Origin of the sequence: Burkholderia sp. BCC1972 (assembly GCF_905339605.1) — a bacterium.
GTDB lineage: Bacteria > Pseudomonadota > Gammaproteobacteria > Burkholderiales > Burkholderiaceae > Burkholderia.
Window position 1 is genome coordinate 69,749 of record NZ_CAJPGH010000001.1, and the last position, 26,650, is coordinate 96,398.

Annotated in this window: 27 protein-coding genes; 13 read left to right on the forward strand and 14 right to left on the reverse strand. The window is 66.7% G+C overall.

Annotation, left to right across the window (positions count from 1 at the left end; all coding sequences use genetic code 11):
* Positions 1–84: 84 nt before the first annotated feature.
* The 4 genes from U5798_RS00325 to U5798_RS00340 all read right to left on the reverse strand — a co-directional run bounded on the left by U5798_RS00325 (position 85) and on the right by U5798_RS00340 (position 4,569).
* Complete coding sequence (locus U5798_RS00325) at positions 85–1,149, reverse strand: ABC transporter substrate-binding protein (protein WP_322080818.1); 1,065 nt, start codon at positions 1,147–1,149, stop codon at positions 85–87.
* A 2-nt stretch (positions 1,150–1,151) separates the two neighbouring features.
* Positions 1,152–2,330 carry an ABC transporter ATP-binding protein gene (locus U5798_RS00330; protein WP_124456340.1) on the reverse strand — a complete coding sequence of 393 codons (1,179 nt, stop codon included), beginning with the start codon at positions 2,328–2,330 and terminating at the stop codon, positions 1,152–1,154.
* A gap of 49 nt (positions 2,331–2,379) precedes the next feature.
* Complete coding sequence (locus U5798_RS00335; RefSeq protein ID WP_322080819.1) at positions 2,380–3,528, reverse strand: SRPBCC family protein; 1,149 nt, start codon at positions 3,526–3,528, stop codon at positions 2,380–2,382.
* A gap of 102 nt (positions 3,529–3,630) precedes the next feature.
* Positions 3,631–4,569, reverse strand: a complete 939-nt coding sequence (locus U5798_RS00340) for a LysR family transcriptional regulator (protein ID WP_322081194.1) — start codon at positions 4,567–4,569, stop codon at positions 3,631–3,633.
* Between the two features lie 336 nt (positions 4,570–4,905).
* Between U5798_RS00340 and U5798_RS00345 the strand changes: the two genes are divergently transcribed.
* The 3 genes from U5798_RS00345 to U5798_RS00355 all read left to right on the forward strand — a co-directional run bounded on the left by U5798_RS00345 (position 4,906) and on the right by U5798_RS00355 (position 7,136).
* Positions 4,906–5,733 (forward strand): transporter substrate-binding domain-containing protein, encoded by an 828-nt coding sequence (locus tag U5798_RS00345; RefSeq protein ID WP_322081195.1) that lies wholly within the window; start codon positions 4,906–4,908, stop codon positions 5,731–5,733.
* A 62-nt stretch (positions 5,734–5,795) separates the two neighbouring features.
* Positions 5,796–6,446 (forward strand): amino acid ABC transporter permease, encoded by a 651-nt coding sequence (locus U5798_RS00350; protein WP_322080820.1) that lies wholly within the window; start codon positions 5,796–5,798, stop codon positions 6,444–6,446.
* Positions 6,447–6,473: 27 nt separating this feature from the next.
* Positions 6,474–7,136 (forward strand): amino acid ABC transporter permease, encoded by a 663-nt coding sequence (locus U5798_RS00355; RefSeq protein ID WP_322080821.1) that lies wholly within the window; start codon positions 6,474–6,476, stop codon positions 7,134–7,136.
* Between the two features lie 70 nt (positions 7,137–7,206).
* On the opposite strand, the gene trpS is transcribed toward U5798_RS00355, so the two are convergent.
* The 8 genes from trpS to U5798_RS00395 form a co-directional block, all read right to left on the reverse strand.
* A complete protein-coding gene (gene trpS, locus U5798_RS00360) occupies positions 7,207–8,220 on the reverse strand; it encodes a tryptophan--tRNA ligase (protein WP_124456345.1) in 1,014 nt (337 codons plus the stop codon).
* 209 nt (positions 8,221–8,429) lie between these two features.
* Positions 8,430–8,585, reverse strand: a complete 156-nt coding sequence (locus U5798_RS00365) for a hypothetical protein (RefSeq protein WP_322080822.1) — start codon at positions 8,583–8,585, stop codon at positions 8,430–8,432.
* 395 nt (positions 8,586–8,980) lie between these two features.
* The gene (locus U5798_RS00370; protein WP_322080823.1) at positions 8,981–9,265 is read right to left on the reverse strand and encodes a hypothetical protein; all 285 of its coding nucleotides are present in this window, start codon (positions 9,263–9,265) and stop codon (positions 8,981–8,983) included.
* A 357-nt stretch (positions 9,266–9,622) separates the two neighbouring features.
* Positions 9,623–11,902 (reverse strand): FdhF/YdeP family oxidoreductase, encoded by a 2,280-nt coding sequence (locus U5798_RS00375; protein ID WP_124456347.1) that lies wholly within the window; start codon positions 11,900–11,902, stop codon positions 9,623–9,625.
* Between the two features lie 124 nt (positions 11,903–12,026).
* Entirely contained in the window at positions 12,027–14,867 is a 2,841-nt protein-coding gene (locus tag U5798_RS00380; RefSeq protein WP_322080824.1) for an ATP-dependent Clp protease ATP-binding subunit, read from the reverse strand.
* Between the two features lie 623 nt (positions 14,868–15,490).
* Entirely contained in the window at positions 15,491–15,760 is a 270-nt protein-coding gene (locus tag U5798_RS00385) for a hypothetical protein (protein ID WP_124456349.1), read from the reverse strand.
* 110 nt (positions 15,761–15,870) lie between these two features.
* Complete coding sequence (locus tag U5798_RS00390) at positions 15,871–16,686, reverse strand: family 1 encapsulin nanocompartment shell protein (protein WP_124456350.1); 816 nt, start codon at positions 16,684–16,686, stop codon at positions 15,871–15,873.
* The gene (locus U5798_RS00395; protein WP_124456351.1) at positions 16,679–17,746 is read right to left on the reverse strand and encodes a Dyp-type peroxidase; all 1,068 of its coding nucleotides are present in this window, start codon (positions 17,744–17,746) and stop codon (positions 16,679–16,681) included. The genes U5798_RS00390 and U5798_RS00395 overlap by 8 nt, the downstream gene beginning before the upstream one ends.
* Positions 17,747–18,122: 376 nt before the next feature.
* On the opposite strand from U5798_RS00395, the gene U5798_RS00400 reads away from it, so the two are divergent.
* From U5798_RS00400 to U5798_RS00425, 6 genes are all read left to right on the forward strand, one after another.
* A complete protein-coding gene (locus U5798_RS00400) occupies positions 18,123–18,506 on the forward strand; it encodes a LysR family transcriptional regulator (protein ID WP_322080825.1) in 384 nt (127 codons plus the stop codon).
* Entirely contained in the window at positions 18,503–18,952 is a 450-nt protein-coding gene (locus U5798_RS00405; protein ID WP_124456354.1) for a phosphate-starvation-inducible protein PsiE, read from the forward strand. Before U5798_RS00400 ends, U5798_RS00405 begins: the two co-directional genes overlap by 4 nt.
* Positions 18,953–19,004: 52 nt before the next feature.
* Positions 19,005–19,202 carry a hypothetical protein gene (locus tag U5798_RS00410; RefSeq protein WP_322080826.1) on the forward strand — a complete coding sequence of 66 codons (198 nt, stop codon included), beginning with the start codon at positions 19,005–19,007 and terminating at the stop codon, positions 19,200–19,202.
* Between the two features lie 69 nt (positions 19,203–19,271).
* The gene (locus U5798_RS00415) at positions 19,272–19,727 is read left to right on the forward strand and encodes a DUF1269 domain-containing protein (RefSeq protein WP_322080827.1); all 456 of its coding nucleotides are present in this window, start codon (positions 19,272–19,274) and stop codon (positions 19,725–19,727) included.
* Between the two features lie 36 nt (positions 19,728–19,763).
* A complete protein-coding gene (locus U5798_RS00420; RefSeq protein ID WP_124456357.1) occupies positions 19,764–20,018 on the forward strand; it encodes a hypothetical protein in 255 nt (84 codons plus the stop codon).
* Between the two features lie 270 nt (positions 20,019–20,288).
* Positions 20,289–21,713, forward strand: coding sequence for a PLP-dependent aminotransferase family protein (locus tag U5798_RS00425; RefSeq protein ID WP_322080828.1), 1,425 nt, complete (start codon positions 20,289–20,291; stop codon positions 21,711–21,713).
* A gap of 36 nt (positions 21,714–21,749) precedes the next feature.
* Here U5798_RS00425 and U5798_RS00430 read toward each other — a convergent pair whose 3' ends face one another.
* Positions 21,750–22,910: an NAD-dependent formate dehydrogenase gene (locus tag U5798_RS00430; RefSeq protein WP_322080829.1), complete on the reverse strand. Its 1,161-nt coding sequence runs from the start codon at positions 22,908–22,910 to the stop codon at positions 21,750–21,752.
* 234 nt (positions 22,911–23,144) lie between these two features.
* Here U5798_RS00430 and U5798_RS00435 point away from each other — a divergent pair, with 234 nt between their 5' ends.
* Complete coding sequence (locus U5798_RS00435; RefSeq protein WP_322080830.1) at positions 23,145–24,677, forward strand: FAD-dependent oxidoreductase; 1,533 nt, start codon at positions 23,145–23,147, stop codon at positions 24,675–24,677.
* 42 nt (positions 24,678–24,719) lie between these two features.
* On the forward strand, positions 24,720–25,097 hold the full coding sequence (locus tag U5798_RS00440; protein ID WP_322080831.1) for a DUF5594 family protein: 378 nt from the start codon (positions 24,720–24,722) through the stop codon (positions 25,095–25,097).
* Between the two features lie 49 nt (positions 25,098–25,146).
* Here the strand turns inward: U5798_RS00440 and U5798_RS00445 are convergent, their stop codons facing one another.
* Positions 25,147–25,365, reverse strand: a complete 219-nt coding sequence (locus U5798_RS00445) for a DUF6566 family protein (protein WP_034189953.1) — start codon at positions 25,363–25,365, stop codon at positions 25,147–25,149.
* 122 nt (positions 25,366–25,487) lie between these two features.
* On the opposite strand from U5798_RS00445, the gene U5798_RS00450 reads away from it, so the two are divergent.
* Positions 25,488–26,126: an NAAT family transporter gene (locus tag U5798_RS00450; protein WP_322080832.1), complete on the forward strand. Its 639-nt coding sequence runs from the start codon at positions 25,488–25,490 to the stop codon at positions 26,124–26,126.
* Between the two features lie 45 nt (positions 26,127–26,171).
* Complete coding sequence (locus U5798_RS00455; protein WP_322080833.1) at positions 26,172–26,636, forward strand: hypothetical protein; 465 nt, start codon at positions 26,172–26,174, stop codon at positions 26,634–26,636.
* Positions 26,637–26,650 lie beyond the last annotated feature (14 nt).

Sequence of the window (26,650 nt, forward strand, 5' to 3'; positions counted from 1 at the left end):
CGAGTTGTTCATCGGGACTCCGGAGCGACGCGCCCGGAGCAGGACGCGTCGCGTAAAACCACTACGCCGTCGTGGCGAGGCGCGTTACTGGCCGAGCCATGTCTGGAAACGCTTGGTCAGCGTATCGCCGTTGTCGGCCCAGAAGTTCGCGTTGATCTGGATCGGTCGCTTGAAGTTGGCGGGCGCCGTCGGCAGGTCGTTAACGCGCGCCTTGTCGATCAGCGGCAACGATGCCTTGCGCGGCGGCGCGTAAGCGATGTACTTCGACAGATCCGCGTATGCCTGCGGCTGCGCCGATGCAACGATGAACTGTTTCGCGGCCGCGGCGTGCTTCGCACCCTTCGGCACGCCCCACCATTCGTAGTCGTACACCTGCGCGTCCCAGACGATCCTGAACGGCTTCTTGTCCTGGTGAACGGCGCTGTCGATGCGGCCGTTGTATGCCTGCACCATCGTCACCGCGCCGTCCGCGAGCAGCTGCGGGGCTTGCGCACCGGCTTCCCACCAGACGATGCTCGACTTGATCGTGTCGAGCTTCGCAAATGCACGATCGACGCCGGCAGGGGTCGAGAGCACCTTGTAGACGTCGGCCGGGGCCACGCCGTCCGCGACCAGTGCCCATTCGAGCGTGACCTTCGGCGACTTTCTCAGGCCGCGCTTGCCCGGGAATTTCTTCAGGTCGAAGAAGTCCGCGATGCCGGCCGGCGCGGTCTTCAGCTTCGACGCGTCGTACGCATACACGGTCGACCAGACCATCGCGGCCACCGAGCAATCGCGCAGCGCACCCGGCAGGAAATCCGACGTGTTGCCGAGGGTCTTGCCGTCCAGCTTCTCGAGCAGACCTTCGTCGCACGCGTTGATCGCGTCGTTGGTCTCCATGTCGATCAGGTCCCACGTCGGGTTCTTCGCCTGTTCCATGGCTTGCAGCTTGGCGAGGCCGCCGTCGTACGACTCGGTCTGGAACTGGGTGCCGGTCTTTGCGGTGAACGGCTCGAACCACGCATGGCGTGCGGCCGTTTCATAGGCGCCGCCGAACGTGACGACGGACAGCGTATCCGCGGCATGAGCGGCAGGCAGCGCGGAGAATGCGGAGAGCCCGACGACAGCCGCGATCGTGCGGCGCAGAGGGGCGTAGCGAGGGTTTTTCATTTTCAGGCTCCAGAGGCGATGGGCATGGCAACAGGCGGGGTGGGTAAGCGAACCGCGGAGCTTGCGACGCGGGCGACGGCGGACGGCGACAGCACCTTGCAGTCGTCCTGGCGCCATACGATCGTCGCGGCCGCGCCGATCGGCGGCAGCGCGACGAGGCGCGTGTTGGGGACCTTGACGACCATCGTGTCGCCGCTGCCGAGTTGCAGTTGTACGCGATGATGATCGCCGCAATACACGATGTCGCGCACCGTCGCGGCGAGTGCGTTCGATCCCGCCGGCACGTTCGCGGTTTCGACCGCGCCGAGTACCTGCGCGCGCTCGGGACGCAGCGCGAGCGTGGCGTCGTCGCCGGCCTCGACCTGGTTGCCGCGGCGACCGCGGATCGTGGCGCCGCCATGAAGCTGGAGCACGGCCCATTCGCCGTCGAGCGCGCTGACGCGCCCGGCGAGACCGTTGTTTTCGCCGACGAAGTTCGCGACGAATGCGTTCTGCGCGTTTTCGTACAGCTCGGTCGGCGTCGCGGCCTGCTGGATGTGTCCGTCCGAGAACACGGCGACACGATTGGACATGGTCAGTGCTTCGTTCTGATCGTGCGTCACATAGACGATCGTGAGCGACAGGTCGCGATGCAGCCGCATGATTTCGTACTGCATCGTTTCGCGAAGCCGTTTGTCGAGTGCGCCGAGCGGCTCGTCCATCAGCACTACGCGAGGCTCGAATACCAGGGCGCGGGCCAGCGCGACGCGCTGCTGCTGGCCGCCCGACAACTGTGCGGGACGTCGCGACGCGAGATGCGACAGCTCCACCATGTCGAGCGCGCGCTGCACGCGCTGCTTGCGCTCGTCGCGAGCGGTCTTGCGCACCGAGAGCGGAAACGCGACGTTCTCGGCGATCGTCAGGTGCGGGAAGAGCGCGTAGTTCTGGAACACCATGCCGATGTCGCGCTGGTGAGGCGGCTTGTCGTCGAGGCGGTGGCCGTCGAGCAGGATGGTGCCGTCGGTCGGCGCCTCGAAACCGGCGAGCATCATCAGCGTGGTGGTCTTGCCGGAGCCGGACGGCCCCAGCAGCGAGACGAATTCACCTCGGGCGATGTCGAGATCGAGACCGTCGACAACCGCATGCCGGCCGTCGTAGGACTTGCTGACGCCGACGAACGAAATGTAGGGTTGGCTGGTCATCGTGAGCTTCAATGAGGTGACGTGAGTGGCGAGTCGTTCGCGTGCGGCTTCAAACTGCGACGTGCGACGCCAGATAGCGCGCGAAGTCGTAGTTCGGCCGTTCCAGATGACTCAGGTGACCGGGCTTCGCAAGCGGGGCATGCACGCCGCGGAACACCGCCTCGACGCCGCGCCGGTCTTCGAGATTCACTTCGTCGAGCAGCTTCTTCAGCGTCGCCATGTATTCAGCCGCCTTCGGGTCGTCGACGAATTCCGGCGACAGGCCGCCGCCGAAGCGGATATGCACGCGATCCACGCCCAGCGGCTGAAGCACCAGATACCAGAAATAGCCCGGTGTCAGCGTGACGAGATGGGTCGGGTAGATCGCGAGGAGCGCGGTCGTCTTGCGCCATTGGCCTTGCAGGCGCGTGTTGTTCGGATGCGCATTGCCGATCGGCAGCGACGCCTCTTTCGTGATCCAGTGATAGTTGAATGCCGGAAGTCCGGGAGGGCACTCCATCTCGTCGAGCTTCGAATGCGGGCCCACCGTCGCCCGATGCAGCATCGGCAGGTGATAGCTCTCCATGAAGTTTTCCGCGAGGATCTTCCAGTTGGTGTCCCACACGTGTTCTTCGTGGAAGGTCTCGACATACGACGCCATGTCGTAATCGGCGATCAGTTCGTCGAGTTCCTTCAATTGCGTGGCAACAGGCGGTGCCTCGCGATTGAGCGTGACGTAGACCCAGCCCTGCCAGATCTCGCAGCGAACTTGCGGAAGCTTGTAGCTGTCCTTACAGAATCCGTCCTGCCTGTCCATCATCGGCGCGCCGCGCAGGTCGCCGTCCAGCGAGTAATTCCACGCGTGATAGGGGCAGACGATCCGGCGCACATTGCCGCGGCCTTCGAGCAGCGTGGACATGCGGTGCAGGCATACGTTCGACATGGCACGCAGTGTGCCGTCGTCGCGGCGGATCACGATGATCGGCTGGCCGGCGATCTCCGCCGTCAGGTAGTCGCCGGGGCTGGGCAGCGCGCTCGCGCGACCCATGCACAGCCATTCGTTGCGAAAGAGGGTTTGCTGTTCGCGCTCCAGAAACTCGGGCGATATGTAGACGCCCGGCGGCATCGCGCGGGCGTCGCCGAAGTCGCGTTCACAATTGGTTTTCAGGTCGCGGACGATCACGTCGATGGACGGCGCTGCCGTAGGGATGGAACGCATCGTGCCTCCGGGAAACGTTGAAACCGATCACATTGGCGACCAATTTAGCAAGTCCAATAAAGAGTCGAAATATTCTTTTCGGATGCAACAAGAAGTTTTTTCCTATGCAGCCGGCGTGGCCTGAACGTGCACCTGAGGGATATAGGTTTCGCAGAATTGCGCGAAGCGCGTGACGAGCTGGCGGGGTTTCATGCTGCGTGACATCGCGATGCCGAGGGTGATCGCCGTGACCTCGTCGCGAAACGGACGGATCGCGAAAGTCGCACCGTCGACGGTGCGGGTCGAACGAAGCGGGAAGTTCAGGATGCTGTAGCCGAGACCGTTGGCAACCATGCCGCGCACGACTTCCGGCTGCGACGAACGGAACGTCGGCGACGGGCGGCGGCCCAGCGGATCGAAAAGTCCTGCGAAGTACTCCCGACTGTGCGGCAGGTCGAGCAGGACATACGGTTCGTTGAGCAGATCGGCGAGTGCGACTTTCTTGCTGCGCGTGAGCTTGTGTTCGGGCGGCAGAATCGCATACGGCGGCAGCGTGACGAGCGGCGTGAACGAAATGTCGTCGGCAATATCGAGGCTATAAGTGAGCGCCATGTCCAGCGTGCCGTTGCTCAGTGCCGACAGCAGGTCGTCCTGGGTCGCCTCCATCGTGCGGAACCCGATGCCGCTGTACTCGGAAACGAAGCGGCTCATCAATGGCGGCATCAAGGGCGGAGCCAGCGAGACGAGGCAGCCCAGCGCGATCGTGCCCGACATTCCGCCGTCCATCTCGCGTGCCATTGTCTGCAGTTCTTCCGCATTCTTCAGCAGGTTGCGCACCTGCCCGAGCAAGTCGCGTCCGGCAGGCGTCAACGACACACCGCTCGCACGATGGCGGATGAAGAGCTGGACGCCGAATGAAGATTCCAGTTCGCCTATCGATGTAGAGATCGACGGCTGGGAGATATGCAACTGGCGTGCGGCGGCAGTAAACGACAGTGTTTCCGCAGTGACCACGAAGTAGCGCAACTGGCGCAACGAATAGCGCAACGCAATGTTTTCCATGACGCGTAGCTCGCACAAGGTATCGAATCGGATGCGGCTCGCGACGCGAGGCGCGCTGCTATTTTGCATAGTCAAAAAGATGGTCATGGAAGATCTGCATCATTTTTTTCCATGTGCATTTGCGCGGGCGCCCCACGGATGGCGCGGATGCGCCTGTTCGCAGAGTCGATGAAAGACCGCGTACATAGGGAAAAGCTTTTCGGTGGATCGGAAAACAATATTTCTGTCGGTAAATTGACCACGTAGATTGCATTGACGGCGGAGTCGCCTGGCGATCAACGGGCGGGCGTCAGTCCGGTCATCCAGTCACTTTTCGATTCGAATGGAACACGTCAGATGAAACGATCCAAGTCCTGTACTTCGCTGTTCGTGGCGTTGACCCTCGCGGCAGCCAGTGTGGCCGCCCATGCCGGGAGCCTGCTCGATCAAGTCAAGCAGCACGGCGAGCTGGTGGTGGGGACCGAAATGCAGTTTGCGCCGTTCGATTTCCTCGAGAACGGCCAGCAGGCCGGCTTCAACAAGGATCTGTTCGCGGCTGTGGGGCAGCTTGTCGGCGTGAAGGTGCGCTTCATCGATCTGCCGTGGGAAAGCGTGCTGCCCGGACTCGACGCGGGCAAGTTCGACATGGTCGCAGGACCGCTGACCGTAACGAAGGCGCGCACGGAACGCTATGCGTTCTCGTTGCCGATCGCGGAAGCCACCGATGCGTTGCTCAAGCGAACCGGCGACGGCAGTCTCAAGACCTCGGCCGATATAGCGGGCAAAGTGGTTGGGGCGGGCAAGGGCAGCGCGCAACTCGAACAGTTGAAGAGCTACGCGGCGACACTGCCGAAGCCGCCGACGATCCGCGAATACGTCGACAACAACCAGGCGTATGCAGACCTCGCGACCGGGCGCATTGCCGCCGTCGCCAACTCGCTGACCAACATCGCATATGTCGCGAAGCAGCGCCCGGCCGTGTTCTCGGTGGTGCAACCTGCGTTCGGCGCAAAAGTCTACTTCGCCTATGCGTTGCGCAAGGATGCGGACAGCGCGTCGCTGGCCAATGCGTTCAACGCGGCGCTCGTCACGTTGAACAAGAACGGCACGCTTGCGACACTGCAGCGCAAGTGGCTCGGCGTCGCGACCGCACTGCCGACCGAGATGCCCACGCCGAACTACTGAGCGCCACGTCCGGGCAACATCATCGCGCGCCACCGCCGAGCACCACGACCGAGCAACTTGCCATGTTCAGCCTGACCACCTTCATCGACGGCCTGCCGTTGCTGTTCCATGCGGCGCTGATGACGCTCGAAGTCTCGGCAGCCGGCCTGGTGCTCGGCTTCTTCATCGGTCTTGCGATCTGCTGCGGACGGCTTGCGCCGCAAGTGGCGATTCGTGCCGCTGCCGGTGCGTATGTCCGGGTGTTTCGCGGGGTGCCGCTGCTCGTGCAACTGCTGCTCGTCTACTACTTCCTGCCGTTCGTGGGCATCAATGTGCCGCCCGTGATGGCGGCCGTCAGCGCCGTGTCGCTGTGCTCTGCCGCGTATATCGCCGAAATTCTCCGTGGCGGATTCGCGAATCTCCCGAAGGGGCAGCTCGAGGCGGCGACGATGCTCGGGTTCTCGGCAAAAGATCGTCTTTGGCGGATCCAGGTGCCGCAGGCCGTGCGCATGACACTGCCGTCGCTCGTCAACGAAATGGTGCTGCTGATCAAGGCATCGTCGCTCGTCTCCGTGGTCGGGGTGGCGGAGATCACGCGAACCGCGCAGAACATCGCGGCCAGTACGTACCAGCCGCTCGAAGCTTATGTTGCGGCCGGGATGATCTATTTTCTGCTCTGCGGTTCGCTGGCACTGATCGCGCATGGCGCGGAGCGGCGCCTGCGCGCGGCGTGACGCGTCAGTGGCTTGCCGGAGATCCTCATGCTGACTTTCCATCCCGATGTACTCACGCACAACCTGCCGGAGATCGGTGCGGGTCTCGCGATGACCGTCGCGACCTGGGCGGCGGGTACGCTCGCCGGGGCCGCGATCGGTTTCGGTGCGGCGCTCGCGCAGCAGGCGGGCGGCCGTTTCGTACGCGCGGTGATTCGCGTCTATGTCGAGCTGTTCCGCGGCACGCCGTTTCTCGTGCAGCTCTTTCTGCTGTACTACGGCGGCCCGGCATTCGGCTTGACGCTCGAGCCGTTGACGGCAGGCGTGGTCAGCCTTGCGCTCTATGCGGGCGCCTATTTCACCGAGGCATTTCGTTCCGGATTCCTGGCCGTGCCGAAAGGGCATGTCGAAGCGGCCTCCTGTCTCGGCCTGAGCCGCTGGCAAACGACCTTTCGCGTGCAATTGCCGCAGATGATGGTGCTGATCCTGCCGGCGCTGACCAACCTGACGATTGTGCTGAGCAAGGAAACCGCGGTGCTGTCGATCGTCACCGTACCGGAACTGACATTCGTGCTGACCGGTATCGGCTCGGCGAGCTTCGCGTTCGTCGAGACATTGCTCGCGCTATCCGTGTGTTACCTGTTGCTTGTCGAAATCGCGACGTGGGCGGGCACGGTGGTCGAGCGGCGCGTCGCGCGTCGGCTTGCATGATTCGGTACATGTCATCGTTCAGAGCCGGCGTGCATGGCGTGGTGGGAGCCATGCACGCCGGCATTGCCGCTCAATCGAAATACGTGAGCCCCATCGCGCCCTTCACCTCCGCGAGCGTCGCGCCTGCCACTTCCCGCGCGTGCAGCGTGCCGCGCTTCAGGATCGCCATCACCTCGGCCTTGTCGGTCTCGAACTCGCGGCGGCGCGTGCGGATCGGCTCGATCAGCGCCTGCAGCCGCTCGTTCAGCACGCGCTTGACGACGCTGTCGCCGAGGCCGCCGCGGCGATAGTGGGCCTTCAGCTCGTCGACCTTCGCGACGTCGGGCTCGAACGCATCGAGGAACGTGAACACGACGTTGCCCTCGACCTGGCCCGGGTCGCTCACGCGCAGGTGGTTCGGGTCCGTGTACATGTCCTTCACGGCCTGAGCGATCTCGTCCGGCGTCGAGCCGAGCGTGATCGCGTTGCCGAGCGACTTGCTCATCTTCGCCTTGCCGTCGATGCCCGGCAGCCGCGTGACCGACGACAGCACGGCCTCGCACTCGACCAGCACCGGCTGCTCGACGGTTGCGTTGAAGCGGCGCACGAGTTCGTTGGTCTGTTCGATCATCGGGAGCTGATCGTCGCCGACGGGCACGTGCGTCGCCTTGAATGCGGTGATGTCGGCCGCCTGGCTCACCGGGTAGGTCAGGAAGCCGGCCGGAATGTCGCGCTCGAACCCGCGCAGGCGGATCTCTTCCTTGATGGTCGGATTGCGTTCGAGGCGCGCGACCGTGACGAGGTTGAGCAGGTATTGCGACAGCTCGGCGAGTTCGGGCACCTGCGACTGCACGACGATCGTCGAGATCGCCGGATCGATGCCGACCGCGAGATAGTCGAGCGCGACCTCGATCACGTTCTCGGTGACGCGCTGGCGGCGGCCCATGTTGTCGGTCAGCGCCTGCGTATCGGCGAGCAGCAGGAATTGCGTCGCTTCGTGCTGCATCTGCACGCGCGCACGCAGCGAGCCGATGTAGTGGCCGAGATGCAGCGGGCCGGTCGTGCGGTCGCCGGTGAGGATGATCGGGCGGGTGGGTTGCGTCATGGTCGTCGTTGGCTCCGGGTTATCGAAGCTGCCAGCCATGACGTCAGCGCAGAAACGCAAATGCCGCCATCGCTGGCGGCATCACGTTTGGGACATGCAAAAGGAAACGGGCCGCCTGGGTCAGGCGCGCCACCAGCAATGCACGATCGGCGAGGCAGGTTTGGTTTCCATCGCGCAAGTATAGCGTAGTGCGCGGCCGGCCGTGCGCGTCAGCGGATCACCGACTCCATCGCGAGGTACGCGGTTTCGGCGGACGGCCACAGCAGGTACAGCAGGCCGGCCATCAGCAGCAATGCGCCGGCACGTACGAATGGCGTGCGGTCTCGGTGGTGCGATGGACGGGGGGACTGCTTCGATTTCATCATGCTTGCAGGCGCGGGGGCGCGCCACTCCAACGGTTACTGCAACGGGTCGCGCGCGGCGAGCCGGGGTGTTGCGGGGCTACGGGGGCAGGTGCGATTGGCGCACTGTGTCGCTCAGGGGACGGCAGGTCGGCCGATCGCGGTTTAAAAGGGGGACAGTTGAGCGCCCCGTGGCCGCCGTCCATGCCGAGCGACCGACATCCTACCAGTTCGGAGGTAGGGGCACAGTCAAGAATTGTCGGGGCCAGGGTAGCGGCAGGGGCGTTGCCGCCTGACCGAGCATTGATGGCTACAGCTGCGCGAATCATAAAGGCGCGCGACCCCTTCCAGACGGAGAGGCCGCACTCAAGCTGATCTGACGGGCACTGTGCAATGTCGTGTGCCCTGCGGGCCGTCAGTTATTCACGATGCTCGTGCTCGTGTTCATGCTCGCGCCACGGATCCCGATCACGCGGATGACGATGCCTCCATGCATCGTGTTCCCAGTAGCGATGGCCGTCCCAGTAGCGGTCACCGTGCATGCCAATCGTGACGGACACACCTGCGCCCGGGGCAGGATCTCGTTGTTCGTACCTCGGTTGCGGGGCATAGTCTTGCGCGAAGGCCGCGCTGCCCGCGACGAGTGCGCCGCCTGCCGCGAGCGTTGCCAGAATTCGGCGGGTTGCAATTCTCGTGGGTTTCATGATCTGTCCTCCATCAAGTACCTGAAAAAACGAGCACGGTTCGTTCCTGTACTGCGCGGCAGACGGTTTGCTCGATATTTCAGCCAGCCCACGACCCCAGCTTTTTCTGGTCGACAGCCACAAAAAAGGACAGCATCGGCGTGCGCGTTCGCGCATTGGCGCCCAGCCGCCGACGTCGGCTGCGCGGCAAGCGTCGCGTCGTTCGACGGGATGAAATGAAGCGTCCGCCGCATCGGTGGCGATGCGGCGGACGGGAGAGGGTAGAACGGGTAGAACGGGCAGAGTGGGGCGGCGGGCAGGTTCAGGCGCGCGGCATGTCGCTGCGTGCCGTGCGGCGCGAACCTGCCCGAACCGGAATCAGACCACCGCCGAGCGCGCGACGCGCACCGGCACCGACTTGTACGACGGCGTACCGCTTTCCTTGTCGATGTAGTCGAGCGGCACGAGCACGTTCGCTTCCGGATAGTACGCGCCGACCGATCCCGGCGCGATGTCGTACTCGATCGCGGTGATCTTCTCGAGGCGCAGCGTGCGGCCCGACGCGGTGATCGTCTCGATGTCGACGAGGTCGCCGTGCTCGAGCCCGTACTTGGCGAGATCGGCCGCGTTCATGAACAGCACGTCACGCCGCCCGAACACGCCGCGATAGCGATCGTCGAGCCCGTAGATCGTCGTGTTGTACTGATCGTGGCTGCGCAGCGTAATGAGCCGCAGCACCTGCTCGGCGCCGAGCACGTCCGCGTCTTCCTTCACGCCCTTGTAGACCGAGAACATCGCCTTGCCGGTCGGCGTCGGCCACACGCGCTCGGTGGGCGGCAGCGGCAGGCGGAAGCCGCCCGGCGTGCGGATGCGCTCGTTGAACGCCTCGAAACCGGATACCGTCTTGTCGATCAGGTCGCGGATGCGATCGTAGTCGGCGATCAGGTCGAGCCATGCGACCTTGCTGTTCGGCAGCGTCGCATGCGCGATCCCCGCGACGATCGCGGGCTCCGAGCGCAACTGGTCGGATGCCGGCTTGAGCTTGCCGGCCGACGCGTGGACCATCGACATCGAATCCTCGACGGTGATCGACTGCCGGCCGGTGGCCTGCATGTCGAGCTCGGTGCGGCCGAGCACCGGCAGGATGAAGGTTTCCTTGCCGACCAGCAGGTGCGAACGATTCAGCTTCGTGCCGAGATGCACGCTCAGGTCGAGCTTCGCCATCGCGGGGAACGACAGCTCGGGATCGGGCAGCGCGACCGCGAAGTTGCCGCCGAGGCACAGCAGCGCCTTCGCGGTGCCGTCGATCATCGCCTGCATCGCCTGCACGGCATCGTGCCCGTGCTGCGCGGGCGGCGTGAAGCCGCACACGTCCTCGATCTTCTTCAGGAACTCGGCCGACGGCTTCTCGGTGATGCCGACCGTGCGGTTGCCCTGCACGTTCGAATGGCCGCGCAGCGGGCACACGCCGGCGCCGGGCTTGCCGATGTTGCCGCGCATCAGCAGCAGGTCGGCGATCAGGCGCACCGTCGCGGTGCCCTTGTTGTGCTGCGTGACGCCCATCCCGTACGTGATGATGGTGGCGTTGGACTTCGCGTACGCGAGCGCGACCTGTTCGAGCTGCGCCTGGCTGAGGCCGCTCGCGCGTTCGATGTCGTCCCACGACGTGGCTTCGAGGTCGGCCGAGAACGCGTCGAAGCCGTTGGTGTGCTGCGCGATGAAGTCGCGATCGAGCACGTTGCCTTGCTCGGCTTCGAGCTTCAGCAGCGCCTTCATGATGCCTTTCAGCGCGGCCGCGTCGCCGCCCGCATCGACCTGGTAGTACGTCGATGCGATGCGCGTCGAGCCGAACGACGCCATCTCGATCATGTCCTGCGGATCGGCGAAGCGTTCGAGCGCGCGTTCGCGCAGCGGGTTGAACACGATGATCGGCACGTTGCGGCGCGAGCACTCGTGCAGCGTGCCCATCATCCGCGGGTGGTTCGTGCCGGGGTTGTGGCCGATCGAGATGATCAGCTCGCAGTGGTCGAAATCCTCCAGCGACACGGTGCCCTTGCCGATGCCGATCGACTGCGGCAGGCCGACGCTGGTCGGCTCGTGGCACATGTTCGAGCAGTCGGGGAAGTTGTTGGTGCCGAGCTCGCGCGCGAACAGCTGGTACAGGTACGCGGCTTCGTTCGACGCGCGGCCCGACGTGTAGAACTCGACCTGCTCGGGCGGCAGCGCGCGCAGCACTTCGCCGATGCGTGCGAACGCGTCGTCCCACTCGATCGCGCGGAACGTGTCGGTCGCGCGGTCGTAGACGAGCGGATGCGTGAGCCGGCCCATGTTCTCCAGTTCGTAGTCCGACATGCGCAGCAGCGACGATACGGTGTTCGCCGCGAAGAAGTCGGGCGTCACGCGCTTGGTCGTCGCTTCCCACGTAACGGCCTTCGCGCCGTTCTCGCAGAACTGGAACGTCGACTTGTGTTCCTTGTCGGGCCACGCGCAGCCGGGACAATCGAAGCCGTCGGGCTGGTTGGTCCGCATCAGCACGATCGGCGCCTCGATGGTTTCCATCTGCGTACGCACCGCATCGGCTGTCGCGCGAAGCGCGCCCCAACCGCCGGCGGGCCCATCGTACTTCCTGATGCCTGGCACTTCGCGTCGATTTGTCATGGTGAATCTCCAATAGCCGGGCCCGGTGCGGGTGGCTCGGTTGCGCCGTGTCGCGGCGTGGGGCGGCTCCGTCCGGCGGACGGAGCCGGTCATGCGTGCCCCGGGTTGCAGGGCATGCGTTTCTTTAGTGCGCGTCCTTCTTCGCGCCGGACGACTTCTTGCCGGGCTTCGCCGCGGGCGGCGGCGCGGCGGCGGGGGCGTCGTCCGACTTCGCATCGCCCGATGCCTTGGCGGCCTTGCCGTTCGGCTTGGCCTTGCCGTCGGCGTCCGGCTTCGCGTCCTTCGTGTCCTTCGCTTCCGGCGCGGCGAGCTTGTTGAACTTCACTTCGTCGCTGTCCTTGTCGAAGTCGACTTCGCACCGGTCGCCCGATTTCAACCGGTCGGCGAGGATCTCCTTCGCGAGCCGCGTCTCGATGGTCTGGCGGATCTGGCGCTTCAGCTCGCGCGCGCCGAACTCCGGCTGGTAGCCGACTTCGGTCAGGTGATCGACGAGCGAGTCGCCCATCACGAGCGTGATGTCCTGCGCGGCGGCGGTCCGCACCACGCGGTCGAGCTGGATCTGCACGATCGAGCGGATGTTGTCCTTCGACAGTGCGTGGAAGACGATCACCTCGTCGATGCGGTTCAGGAACTCGGGGCGGAAATGGCCCTTCAGCACCTGCATCAGCTCCTCGCGCACGGCCTTGTCGGTCTTGCGCGCGGCTTCCGGCTGCGTGAGGTTGTCCATGATGATCGCCGCGCCGAGGTTGCTCGTCGCGATGATGATCGTGTTGCTGAAGTCGACCACGCGGCCCTTGCCGTCGGTCAGCCGGCCGTCGTCGAACACCTGCAGCAGCACGTTGTAGACGTCCGGATGCGCCTTCTCGATCTCGTCGAGCAGGATCACGCTGTACGGGCGGCGCCGCACGCGCTCGGTGAGCTGGCCGCCTTCGTCGTAGCCGACGTAGCCGGGCGGCGCGCCGATCAGCCGCGCGACCGCGTGCCGCTCCATGTACTCGGACATGTCGATGCGGATGATCGCCTGCTCGTCGCCGAACACGGTCTCGGCCAGGGCCTTCGCGAGCTCGGTCTTGCCGACGCCCGTCGGCCCGAGGAACAGGAACGTCGCGATCGGCCGGTGCGTCTGGCCGAGCCCTGCGCGCGACAGCCGCACGGCATCGCTGACGGCGACCACCGCATCGCTCTGGCCGACCACGCGCTCGCGCAATTGCTCTTCCATCTGCAGCAGCTTCTGGCGTTCTTCCTGCGTGAGCTCGGAGACCGGGATCCCGGTCAGGCGCGACACGACCTCGGCCACCGACTCGACGGTCACTTCGAGCGTCTCGGAGCCGGTCTTGCGCTGCCACGCCTCCATCTTCTCGTCGACGGCTTTCTGCTTCTCGTTGATCTGCTCCTCGAACTGCTTCGCCTGGTCGAAGCGCTTGCGCGACGTGGCGTAGTCCTGCTCGCGCTTCAGTTGCGCGATCTGCGCTTCGCCTTCCTGGATGTCGACCGGACGCGACGTCGCGCCGATCCGCACGCGTGCGGCAGCCTGGTCGATCAGGTCGATCGCCTTGTCGGGCAGGAAGCGCGACGTGATGTAGCGGTCGGCGAACTCGGCGGCGGCGACGAACGCGTCGTCGGAGAACGTCACCTGGTGGTGCGCCTCGAGGCTGTCGCGCAGCCCGCGCAGGATCACGATCGTCTGCTCGACGCTCGGCTCCGGCACGAAGACGGGCTGGAAGCGCCGTTCGAGCGCGGCATCCTTCTCGATGTACTTCTGGTATTCGTTGAGCGTCGTCGCGCCGATCAGGCTCAGCTCGCCGCGCGCGAGCGCGGGCTTCAGCACGTTCGCGATGTCGAGGCCGCCTTCGCCGCCGCCCTGGCCCGCGCCGACGATCGTGTGCAGCTCGTCGATGAACAGGATCAGTTCGTCCTGCTTCGCAGTGACTTCGTCGATCAGCTGCTTCGCGCGCTCCTCGAATTCGCCGCGGTACTTCGCGCCGGCCACCATCGAGTTGATGTTGACCTCGACGAGCCGCTTGTCGCGCAGCACCTCGGGCACGTCGCCGTTGACGATCCGCTGCGCGAGCCCTTCGACGATCGCCGTCTTGCCGACGCCCGGCTCGCCGATCAGCACCGGGTTGTTCTTCTTGCGGCGCGCGAGCACCTCGATCGTGCTCTCGATTTCCTGCGCACGGCCGAGCACGGGGTCGAGCTTGCCCTGGCGCGCAATCGCGGTGAGGTCGCGGCCGAACTTGTCGAGGTTCGGCGTGCCGGTCGGCGCATCGACGCGGCCGTCCTCGGCGCCCTTGCCGACCACCTTCACGACTTTCTGGCGCAGCGCCTCGGGCGTTACGCCGTATTTCTTCAGCAGCGTGCCGGCGATGCTGTCCGGCACCGACGCGAGGCCGATCAGCAGGTGCTCGGGGCCGATGTACGAGTGGCCGAGGTCGCGTGACGCCTGGAACGCGTACTGCACGGCCTTCTTCACGCGCGGCGAGATCGACAGCTTGTCGAGCGGCGCATCGGCGGCGGCCGTGCCGGTGTGCGCGTGCTCGTCGATATACGACTTGATGTCCTGTGGCGACAGCTTCAGTTCCTTCAGCAGCGCGGCGCACACGTCGGTGTCCGCGAGTGCGTACAGCAGGTGTTCGGAGTCGAGCTCGCTGCGGCGCAGCTCGTGCGCCTTCTCGGCCGCGCGCTGCAGCAGTTCGAGCGTCTGTTCGCTGAATGCGTCGGTCGGGTCGACCGATTCGCGCGGAATCTCGGCGGCCAGCGGTGCATCGTCGTCGAGCCCGCCGAACAGCGACGACGAGCCGCCACCGCCCAGCAGCGAATCGAACGGGTTCAGCATGCTCTGATGCCGCATCAGCTGGCGGAAGTGGTAATCGCAGATCGAGATCGTCTTGCGCTCGCCGTCCTGCATCACGGTTGCGCGCGCGACGGCCGGCCGGGCGTGGCAGATATCGCAAAGTGCGGGCATGGTGGTCTGGCTCCTGTCAGTGAAGGTGGGTCGAAGGGTGAAGTCCCGATGCGGTGCGGCGCTCGCGCGTCCCGACCGCGCACTCGCGACGCGCGGCGCGGCGGCGCGCGTGCCGCGCCCGGACGGTCGCGCAGCGCGCGCCGGCGTGGCGCACGGTCGCGGTCGGGGCGGGAAGCGCGAGTGCTGCGAGGAGCCCACGGCATCGCTTCGACTGCGTTCAAAATAGCGAATCGGCGGGGGCCATCCAAGACACAGTTCCGTGCCGGACCGGCCGTGAATTGCACCCTCACATCGACGCGTGCGCGGGTGCCAGGGAGTACAGACGGGCGCGCACGCGGCGGCGCGGGCGTGTGCGGCAGGCGGGGGACGCGGTGCGCGGGGGTGGCGGCCCACGGAACGCTCACGGCGCGCGGTGCGACATCGGCGCGCAGGGGGCCGGCCGCGGCTGGACGGGCGGCGTAGCGAAGGGCCGCGCGCAGCATGACGCGCGCGCCGGTGGCGCGGGCGAACCGGCCAGGTCCGGCCGTGCACGCACCGCAGCCGATGCGTGCCGGCGGGCCGGCCAAGGAGAGGGCGGGTTGCACGGATCGGGCCGGACATGGCACGACCGTGGTGAACCGCGATCAGTCGGACAAGTTCATCGCGAGCCGCTGCCGGGCGATGCGCTTCACGTCGCTCGACAATGCCGCATTCGGCAGACCATTGGCCCAGACGGAGAACGAATCCTCGATCAGGTTGCGCGTGTCGGGCGGCAGCTCGGCGAGCATCAGTGACACGACGGTAAACAGCACGGCGGTGTCGCCGGCCTGGCTGCCCGCGTTCGCGTCGACGGTCTGCTTCAACGTGTCGACCGACGCTTGCAGCGCCTGCAGTGCATCATTCGTATCGCTCATGACAATCTCTCCATGCAGGATAGGCTCGATCGGCGACGAACATGCGGCCGGCAGTGCGGCCGGTCGCGCGCGACGCCCCGGCTCGGGGCGCCGCGCGCGGGCAACCGGGTTCAGGCCGCCGTATTGCCTTGCGGTGCCACGGCCACCGATGCTTCGCTCGTCAGCATCAGGAACGTGAACGTCTCGCGCAGGTACAGGCGGACGGCCTTGTCGCTATGGCTCGTGTAGCCGATCGATACGTCTTCCCCGAGGTGCAGCTCGTAGTCGCCGCCGCGCAAGGACAGCACGCAGCCGCCGCTGATCGCCGGCGCCCAGATGATCTCGCCGCTGACGATGCGTTTGATGTGGCCGAGGACCGGATAGCCCTGGTCGCGCGCTTCGCTGAGCGCGGTGTAGGCGTCCGAACCGAGCACGACCGAATACGGACCGTCGACGCCGGCGAGGCGCAGCGCCTCGAGCGCATCGCTGATCGCGTCCGGGTAGGCGCTCACGTCTGCCGGCAGCGTGAGCTTGCGGTTCGACGTGCCTTCGCGGATGCCGACGATGCCGGCCGCCTGGTAGCCGTCGAAAATCGCGTTGTCCTCGGCGAACGCGAGCCGCTGCGCGGCTTCCTTCGCCGGTTGCCAGTCGGCGTCGCGCGCGCCGCGCTCGACGCTGTCGATCGCCTCGCGGCTCAGCTCGAACGGCACCGTCAGCTCGACGATCGAGCGGACTTCGCGCAGCCGTGCGCTCACGTGCTCGCGCGGCGCGGCGACCTCGGTCAGGTGCCCGGTGCCGACGGCCGACAGTTCGGGGCCTTCGGGGCCGTCGACGTCGACGACGCGGCGGCCGGCCACCGATCGTTTGAAGGTGCGCGCCACTTCCTCCTCGATTTGTTCCCAGGCGGACGACGAGATCGGGGCGAGTTCGCGGTGCAGGTTATTCATAGGTTGGGGTCCCTTTCAGCGAGCCGATTTTCAGCGAGCCGTCGCGCTGCGGCGCGGACGGCGAGGATTCCGTTGGTGCGGCGTCGGCGGCGGGCGCCGCGCGGTCGGCGAGCGCCTCGAGCAGGTCGGCCGACGGCACGAAGAACAGCGAGCCGGTGACCGCGCGGCTGTAGTCGAGCAGGCGGTCGTAGTTGCCCGGCGGGCGGCCGACGAACATGTTCTCGAGCATTTGCTCGATCGGTGCCGGCGAGCGCGCATAGCCGATGAAATAGGTGCCGAACTCGCCGGCGCCCGGCCGCCCGAACGGCATGTTGTCGCGCAGGATCTTCACTTCCTGGCCGTTTTCGTCGAGCGTGGTCAGCGAGCTGTGCGAGCACGACGGCTTCACGTCCGGCGCGAGCTCGATGTCGGACAATTTGGTGCGGCCGATGATGCGCTCCTGGGTCTCGACCGCGAGCGCGTTCCAGCCGGCCATGTCGTGCAGGTACTTCTGCACGATCACATAGCTGCCGCCGGCGAAGTCGGCATCCTCGTCGCCGATCACCGTGAAGTCGACCGCCTCGCGGCCTTCCGGGTTCTCGGTGCCGTCGACGAAGCCGATCATCGCGCGCTGGTCGAAATTGCGGAAGCCGTGCACCTCGTCGACGACGGTCACCGCATCGCCGAGCGCGCCGAGCAGTTGCGTCGCGAGTTCGAAGCACAGGTCCATCGCGTCGGCGCGGATGTGCAGCAGGATGTCGCCGGGCGTCGCGACCGCGACGCGCTGGCCGGCGCCGAATTCACGGAACGGGTGCAGCGACGCGGGGCGCGGATCGCCGAACAGCGCATCCCACGCGTCGGCGCCGAAGCCGCAGACGCACGTGAGGTTGCCGCCCGGCACGCGCTTGCCGACCGAGCGCACGAGGGCGGCGATGTCGCCGCACCATGAGCGGATCGTGTCGGCGTGATCGGCGCCGGGATTGATCGTCGCCACGAGGAAGATCGCGCTGCGCGTGATCGTGCTGTGAACGGCCTGGGAGAGCGGGGGAGGAGTCTGCATCGCGGCCTGCCGGTCAGTCATGTCGGGACGGACGGGCCGCGGCTGCCGCGGCGCGCGAAGGCGAACGGTTGAACTGTGTCATGCGACTGTTCTCTTTGTGACATGCGGATGAAGGACGTTGCGCGGGCATCGCGCAACGGGCCGCGGCAGCGGCGGCCGGCCGCCCGGCGCGTGACCTGCCCGCACCGCGTAACGTCGTCGAGCATGCAATCTAGCAGCTTCGGCGGGTCTTTGGAACACGTAACGTGAATCTGTCATTCGATTGCGTCAAACGGGGCCGGATTTTGCGCGGCGCCCGCGCAGCTGTACTCCTGGCGGCTGCGGCGCTGTGCTCTTGAGCGCGTGTGCCGCGTGCAGTAGATTAGGTCCCGCTGCGCCGCCGACGAGGAGCGTCACCATGAACCTGCTGGAAGCGATGCGAGTATTTGTCGCGGTGGTCGAGCACGGCGGCCTGTCCGCCGCCGCGGCCGAACTCGAGCTCGGCGAGGCGCAGGTGAGCGACCGGATCGACGCGCTCGAACGGTATCTCGGCTGCCGCCTGCTGCTGTGCCGCGAACACGACGACGTCGCCTGCACCGACGCGGGCGACGCGTTCCACGTGTGCTGCCGCCGCACGCTGTCCGCGGTCGAGCAGGCGACCGGCCCGGCTCGCGTGCCTGCGCCGGATGCACGCGATGCCGCGTATTCGCCAGCGCATGGTCCCGCGCATGGTCCCGCGCATTGTCCCGATTTCCCGCCGCCCGGCGCCGCTTACGCACCTTCACATCGACTGTCGCCTTGAATACGTCCACCGTTTCCGGTTCGCCGGCCGAGCGCATCCGTCGCCGTTTCGGTCACTTCCTGCACGCGGCCGAGCTGGCCGGGTTGATCGTGATCGGGCTCGCGACCGCGTTCGCGATGACGCAGGAAGCGTGGAAGGTCGTGCTCGCGGGCGAGGTGTCGCTGACCGACCTGCTGCTGATGTTCCTGTATCTGGAAGTGCTCGCGATGGACGTGCGCTACCTTCGGCTCGGCCGCCTGCCCGTGCGGTTTCCGCTGTTCATTGCGATGACGTCGCTCGCCCGCGACCTGATCCTGCGCGGCGCGACCGACAGCCCCGAGCGGATGCTGATGACGACCTTCGGGATCGTGCTGCTCGCGGTCGGCGTGCTGATCCTCAGTTTCGGCCAGCATCGCTTTCCGGCGGACGTCGACGATGTCGAGGACGATGTGCACGCACGCAGGTAACCGGCAAGCGGCATGACGCTTGCGTCCGCCATGTCTTCGTAGGAGGTGTCGCATGAAACCGCAATCCGTCGCTACGGCAGAAGCCATCGAATTGCAGCAAGCATCGTCGGATGCCTACCGGCTGGCGCGCGACGCGTTGGATGCCGACCCGGCGCGCGCACGTGCGCCTTCGGTCGCCGGCCTGCAGCAGGCGGCCGCGCAGGCGTACGCCGATGCGGCCCGCGCACGCGCCGCGGCAACCGGCATCTGAATCCAAATCCCGGCGTGCTGCACGCGTGGCGGCCGCTGCAGCTGATCATCCAACCAAGCGAGGTGTCGCATGACCAAGCAACTGATCGTCGCCGTGTTCGACAGCGTCGGCACGGCCCATCAGGCCGTGAACGATTTCGAGGCGCTGTCGGAGAAGAATGAAGGATTCCACATCGAGAACGGAGTGGTCGTCGAGAAGGACGCGACCGGCAAGCTCGCGGTGCTCGCGGCCGAATCGCGGCCGTTCAAGGGCGGCGTGATCGGCGCGATCGCGGGCGGCCTGCTCGGCCTGCTGGCCGGGCCGCTCGGCGTGGTCACCGGCATGGCGGCGGGCGCCGGCGCCGGCATCCTCGCGGATGCGGCCGGCAATGCGCTGCTCGACGGCACCTTCGTCGAGGCGGTGGCCGCGCGGCTCGCGCCCGGCAGCGTCGCGGTCATCGTCGAGGCGAAGGAGGACACGCCGTTCTCGGTCGACAACGTCGTGACGGGATTCGGCGGCAAGGTGTTCCGCCAGGCGCTCGGTTGAGCCCACACCCTTTTCGAACTGCCTCGGGAGAACCGCATGCGCATCGATCAATCGTACCGGCGCTTCGACATCGCGGCGACGCTGGCGCCGCTGCCCGGCCACGGCAACCGCGCGATCGCGACCGTCGACGTGACGACCGACGATCCGGGCCGCCTCGCCGATCTCGGCACCGGCCAGTTCCTGCAGATCCGCAAGTGGGTCGAGTCGAACGACATCGCGCTGCTGACGGTGGTGTTCGACGAATGCAAGGTCGCGATCGACCATTACGCGGACAACGTCGACGACGCGTGAACGCGCGCGGCCGCGTTCGAATCTGTTCACCACGCCGGCCGGATTTCACGTTTCCTCGCCAAACTGTCACTTACATTCGTCGAAATGACGCAGTAGGATGCCGAACCTTGTCTTGATGAGATTCGCATTGCTATCCGCCTTCAATTTCGATAACGGACGAGGTTCGCACCGGGACACCCGCGCCCGGGCACGGCTATCCGGCTTCGTGCGCCGGCGCGGCCGTGCCGCCCATGCATCGCAGGCCGGTTCACCGCTGGCGGGGCGAGGCGGATGAAGCTCTACGAGAAATTTGCAAACGACATAGAGAGACTCATCCGGCAAGGTGTATATCGACACGGCGATCGTGTGCCTTCGGTGCGGCAGGCAAGCCAGCAGCACCGGATCAGCATCACGACCGTGCTGCACGCGTATCTGCTGCTGGAAAGCCGCGGGCTGCTCGAAAGCCGCCCGCAGTCGGGCTATTTCGTGAACCTGCGGCGCGACGACAGCCACGCGCCGGTGCGCGAGCTGCGGCCGTCGAAGCCGATCGCGATCTCGTCGTCGGTCGACGTGAGCCGGCTCGTGCTGTCGACGCTGCGATCGATCGGCACCGACGACGCGGTGCCGCTCGGCTCGCCGTACCCGGACCCGAGCCTGTTCCCGTTCGAGAAGCTGAATCGCTATGCGTACGCGGCCGGCCGCGACAAGTCGCTGTGGGGCGTGACCGACGGGCTGCCGCCGGGCCATCCGCGGCTGATCCGGCAGATCGCGCGCCGCTACCTGGAAAACGGGATGTCGGTGGACCCGAACGAGATCATCGTGACGGTCGGCGCGACGGAGGCGATCAACCTGTGCCTGCAGGCGGTGGCGAAGCCGGGCGACACGATCGCGGTGGAGTCGCCGACGTTCTACGCGATGCTGCATGCGATCGAGCGGATGGGGATGAAGGCGATCGAGGTGGCGACGCATCCGGAATACGGGATCGACATCGCGGCGCTGGCCGCGATCGCGAAGTCGCAGCCGATCGCGGCATGCATGGTGATGCCGAACTTCCAGAATCCGCTCGGCTTCCAGATGCCCGACGAGCGCAAGCGCGAACTGGTGGCGTTCGCAACGAAAGCGGACCTGCCGATCATCGAGAACGGCGTGTACAACGAACTGTACTTCGGCAACATGCATCCGAGCACGCTGAAGTCGTTCGATCGCCATGACATCGTGCTGCATTGCGCATCGTTCTCGAAGAGCCTGACGGCCGCGTACCGGATCGGCTGGGCATTGCCGGGGCGCTATCGCGAGCAGGTCGAGAAGCTGAAGTTCCTGAATACGCTGGCGACGCCGTCGCTGCCGCAGCTGGCCATCGCGGAGTTTCTCGAACGCGACGGCTACGAGCATCACCTGCGTCGGATTCGCAAGGCATATGCACAGCAGGCGAACCTGATGCGGACGATGGTGTCGCGGTTCTTCCCGGAAGGCACGCGCATGTCGAGCCCGGCCGGCGGCTACGTGCTGTGGGTCGAGTTGCCCGCGCAGGTCGACGCGATGCGGCTGTACCAGCTCGCGCTGGAGCAAGGGATCACGATCGGGCCCGGCTACATGTTCTCGATCGCGGACAGCTACCGGAACTTCATCCGGTTGAACTACAGCAGCCCGTGGTCGCCCGAGATCGAGCAGGCGGTCGTGACCGTCGGCAAGCTCGCCGCACACTGTCTCGACTGAACCTGCCGTCGCGCGCGCCGTGCATGGCGCGTTGCATCAGGTCAGCCGGTACGACTGCGCGCCCGTGCCCGCGAGCGTGCCGCCATCGACGATCAGGTACTCGTCGCGGATCGGCTTGCCGTCGAACCAGCATTGCAGGATCTCCAGCGTGCCGGCCGCGTAGCGCGCCTGCGCGGACAGCGACGTGCCCGAGATATGCGGCGTCATCCCGTTGAACGGCATCGCGCGCCACGGGTGATCGGCCGGCGCGGGCTGCGGAAACCACACGTCCCCGCCGTAGCCGGCGAGATGCCCGGACGCGACGGCATTCACGACTGCGTCGCGGTCGACCAGCTTCGCGCGCGCGGTGTTGATCAGGTACGCGCCGCGCTTCATCCGCGCGATCATCGCCGCGTCGAACAGGTGCTCGGTCGACGGGTACAGCGGGATCTGCAGGTTGACGATGTCGACGGCACTCGCCAGCGACGCGGGATCGGCGTGATACGTGAGCCCGAGTTCCTGCTCGATCGCGGCATCGAGCCGGTGGCGCTGCGTGTAGTGCAACTGCAGGCCGAACGGCTTCAGCCGGCGCAGCACGGCGAGGCCGATGCGCCCGGCGCCGACCGTGCCGAAATGCATGCCTTCGACGTCGTAGCTGCGCGACACGCAATCGGCGATGTTCCAGCCGCCTTGCTGCGCGACCGCATGCGACGGCAGGTAGTTGCGCACCAGCGCGAGCGTCGTCATTACCACGTGCTCGGCCACGCTGATGCTGTTCGAGCCGGTGACTTCGGCGACGGTGACGTGTGCGCGCGCCGCGGCGTCCAGGTCGACGTGATCGGAGCCGATCCCGGCGGTCAGCGCGAGCTTCAGCTTCGGCGCGCGGGCGATCCGCTCGGCCGTCAAGTACGCGGGCCAGAACGGCTGCGAGATCACCACGTCGGCTTCGGGCAGCCGGCGCTCGAATTCGGAATCGGGGCCGTCCTTGTCGCTCGTGACGATCAGCGTATGGCCGTGCGCTTCCATGTAGCCGCGCAACCCGAGCGCGCCGGACACGGAGCCGACGAGTTCGCCGGGCCGGAAGCCGAGCGGGCCCGCCGGCGTCGGCGCGCTTTGGCCGTCCGCGTATCGCGAAATGACCGGAATCGTGTCGCGCACGTAGCGCGGCGGATAGCCGTCGACGGGATCGGGGTAGAGCACACACAGGACGGTGGCCATCGGGGAGCACTCCTGACGACGGGATGAAGGCGGCACGCGCATTGCGCGGGACGCGCGACGTGCCCCGCGGGCGGGCGGCGTGTTGCGCCGCAACGTTGATGACGTTCTACGCCCGTCATGGATCGCGTGCAAGCTACAGTCCGTGTTTGCGTGCGCTGCGGGGCGTCTGTACCTGTTCTTTTCAGGAGGGATGTCGATAATGGGATCGTTACCTGACTTTCCGGGAGCCACGTCATGACTGCAAGCGACGATTCGTCTTCGCGCCCCGATCTCGCGGCAGGCATCGCGCTCGACGAGATCGCCGACGGCGCGATGATCGAGGGCCATGTCGGCGATGCAGCGGTGCTGCTCGTGCGCCGTGCCGACGAACTGTTTGCCGTGGGGGCGAATTGTCCGCACTACGGCGCGCCGCTGGCCGACGGCCTGCTGGTCGGCGATACGATCCGCTGCCCGTGGCATCACGCGGCGTTCTGCCTGCGCACGGGCGAGTTGCAGCGCGCGCCGGCGCTCGACGGGCTGCCGTGCTGGCGCGTCGAGCGCCGCGACGGCCGCGCGGTCGTGCTCGATGCGCGGCCGGCCGCCGTGCCGACTGCGCTGGAAGCGGCCGGGCTGCCGGCGTCGGTCGTGATCGTCGGCGGCGGCGCCGCTGCGATCGCGGCGGCCGTGACGCTGCGGCAGGAAGGCTATCCGCATCCCGTCACGCTGTTGAGCGCCGACGCCGATCCGCCGTACGACCGGCCGAACCTGTCGAAGGATTACCTCGCGGGCACGGCCGATGCCGACTGGCTGCCGCTGCGCGCACCGTCGTTCTATACCGCGCAGCGCATCGACGTGCGGTGCGGCACGCGCGTCGCCCGGATCGATCCCGCGCAGCACGCGGTCGAGCTGGCCGACGGCAGCCGCGTCGGATACGGCGCGCTGCTGCTCGCGACGGGCGCCGAGCCGAACCGGCTGACGGTGCCCGGTGCCGACCTGCCGCACGTGTGCGTGCTGCGCTCGCGCGCCGATTGCGACGCGCTGATCGGCAAGCTGAAAACCGCGCGGCGCTGCGTGGTGGTGGGCGCGAGCTTCATCGGCCTCGAGGCGGCCGCCGCGTTGCGTACGCGCGGGCTCGACGTGCACGTCGTCGCACCCGATGAGCGCCCGATGGCGCGCGTGCTCGGCGATGCGCTCGGCGATGCGATCAAGGCGCTGCACGAATCGCACGGCGTCGTGTTCCATCTCGGCGCGACACCCGCGCGGATCACGCCGGACAGCGTGACGCTGTCGAACGGCGACGTGCTGCCGGCCGATGTCGTGGTGGTCGGCATCGGCGTGCATCCGAACGTCGGGCTCGCGCAGGACGCGGGGCTTGCCGTCGAACGCGGCGTGACGGTCGACCATTTCCTGCAGACGAGCGCGCCCGGCATCTACGCGGCCGGCGACATCGCGCGCTGGCCCGATCCGCTGACGGGCGAGCGGATCCGCGTCGAGCACTGGGTCGTCGCCGAGCGGCAGGGCATCGTCGCGGCGCGCAACATGCTTGGCCAGCAGCAGCCGTTCGACGCGGTGCCGTTTTTCTGGAGCCAGCATTACGACCTGACGATCCACTATGTCGGGCATGCGGAGCACTGGGATCGCGTCGAGATCGACGGCGACCTCGGCGCGCACGACTGCTCGATCGCGTACTGGCGCGGCGACACGCGGCTCGCGGTCGTGACGGTCGGCCGCGATCTCGACAGCTTGAAGGCGGAAGCGGCATTCGAGCAGCAGATTGCAGCCGCGTGATGGCGGCGTGACGACACAATCCGAACCTGGAGTGAAGAAGAGATGAATCCCGACGTCCGTGCCCGTTTCGAAACCGAATTCGCGCCGCGTATCGCGGCGCGCCTGCGCGACCTGTACCAGCCCGGCGAAGTGACGGTCGACGTCGTGCCGCACGACGGGCAGGGCAGCCCGGCCTGCGTCGAAGTCGTCGGCCTCACGTCGACGGTGGGGCTGCCGAACCGGCTGAATGCGCGGCTCGCGTGGCGCGACGATGCAGTCGCCGGCTTGCTGGCCGAGCGCGACCCTGGCCGCTTCGACCGCTATCTCGCGGCACTGCCGGTGACGATCGAGCGGTGGCAGATGGAATTGCCGGTCGATTTCAGCTCGCGGACCCAGCGCGACCGCGAGATCCTGATCGGCGACCTCGATTTCGATGCATGAAACGCGCGGTGCGACGGCGGCCGGCGATGTGCCGATGAACCGCGCGACGTTAGCGGTCGCGCGTCTTGACGATCACGCGACCCTGGTCGATGCCGCCGCGCAGCGCCTCGTCGCACGTGAGCCATTCGGGCGTGACGAGCTCGGGCGCGGGCAGGTCGACCGGCGCGCCGTCGCGGAAGATCCGCACCTGCGCGACCCACGCGCCGTTCGCGTTGCGCGTCGCTTCGACGCGAATCTCGTGATCCATGAAGGTATCGGTGGCTTGCATCGGTCGGGGCCCTCCGTCATGCGTGAACGCGGTGCGTCGATCGTATCAGCACGGCGCGCGCCGTGCACCGGAAACCGGCATGAACCTGCATTCGATTCGGCATGCGAAACGGGAGCGACCCTGTGGCCTTCGACCTGACTTTTTCCATCAAGGTATTCGCGGCGCTGTTCGCGATCATGAACCCGATCGCGAACATCCCGGTATTCCTGTCGCTGACCGAAGGCGCGGCGGACGGCGTGCGCCGCAAGGTCGCGCTGACGGCCGCGATCGGCGTGTCGGTCGGCTGCATCGTATCGGCCGTCGCGGGCGGCGCGATCCTGCACGTGTTCGGCCTGACGATCGACGATTTCCGCCTCGCGGGCGGGCTGCTGGTGCTGCTGATCGCGCTGTCGATGCTGCATGGTGCGCCGAGCCGCCAGCATTCGCCAGGCGACGACGAGGGCGCCGATCCGGCGGCGGCCGAGAGCATCGCGATCTATCCGTTGACGATCCCGTTGCTGGTCGGCCCCGGCACGATCGCGACGATGATCGTGCTCGGGCACGGCGCGTTCTCGACCGGGCAGGAACTTGCGTTCGCGCTCGGCCTGGCCGCGTTTCTCGTGCTGCTGGCCGTGTCGCTGCTGTCGGCGCCGCTGATCGGACATTACCTGTCGCCGCGCGTGACGGCCGTCACGCAGCGGCTGATGGGGATGATTCTCGCGGCGATCGCGATGCAGATGATCGTCGCGAGCCTGAAGGCCGCGTTCGGGCTGCCGCATTGAGCGCGGCGTGCCGAAGCGCGGCCGTTCGATTGCATGGAGTCCCCGATGAACACGCTGATCGTGTTGTCCTATCCCGATCTCGATGCGGCCCGTCGCGCGATGGCCGAACTCGGGACGTTGCGCGACCGGCACGTCGTCGCGCTGTCGGGCGTCGTGATCGTCGAGTGCACGACCGACGGACGGTTGCGCACGCATTCGGTCGATCCCGGCCGCGTGTCGTCCGGATCGCTGCTCGGCAGCGTGGTCGAGCACATCGAAGCGTCGCTCGACGCATGGCGCGAGCGCCCGGTGGACGACGCGCTGACCGACCGCGTCGCGCGCAAGGCGCGCCCGGGCACCGTATCGCTCGGGCTCGCTGCGACGCAACTCGACATCTACGCGCTGAGTGCGGCGCTGGCGCCGTTCGGCGGAGAGGTGACCGACACGACACTGTCGATCGACGACGAACTGAAGCTCGTCGAAGCGATTTCGAACGCGCGCGACGGCGGCGGCAGCGTTGCGGCCGATTGATTGACGTCGCGTGA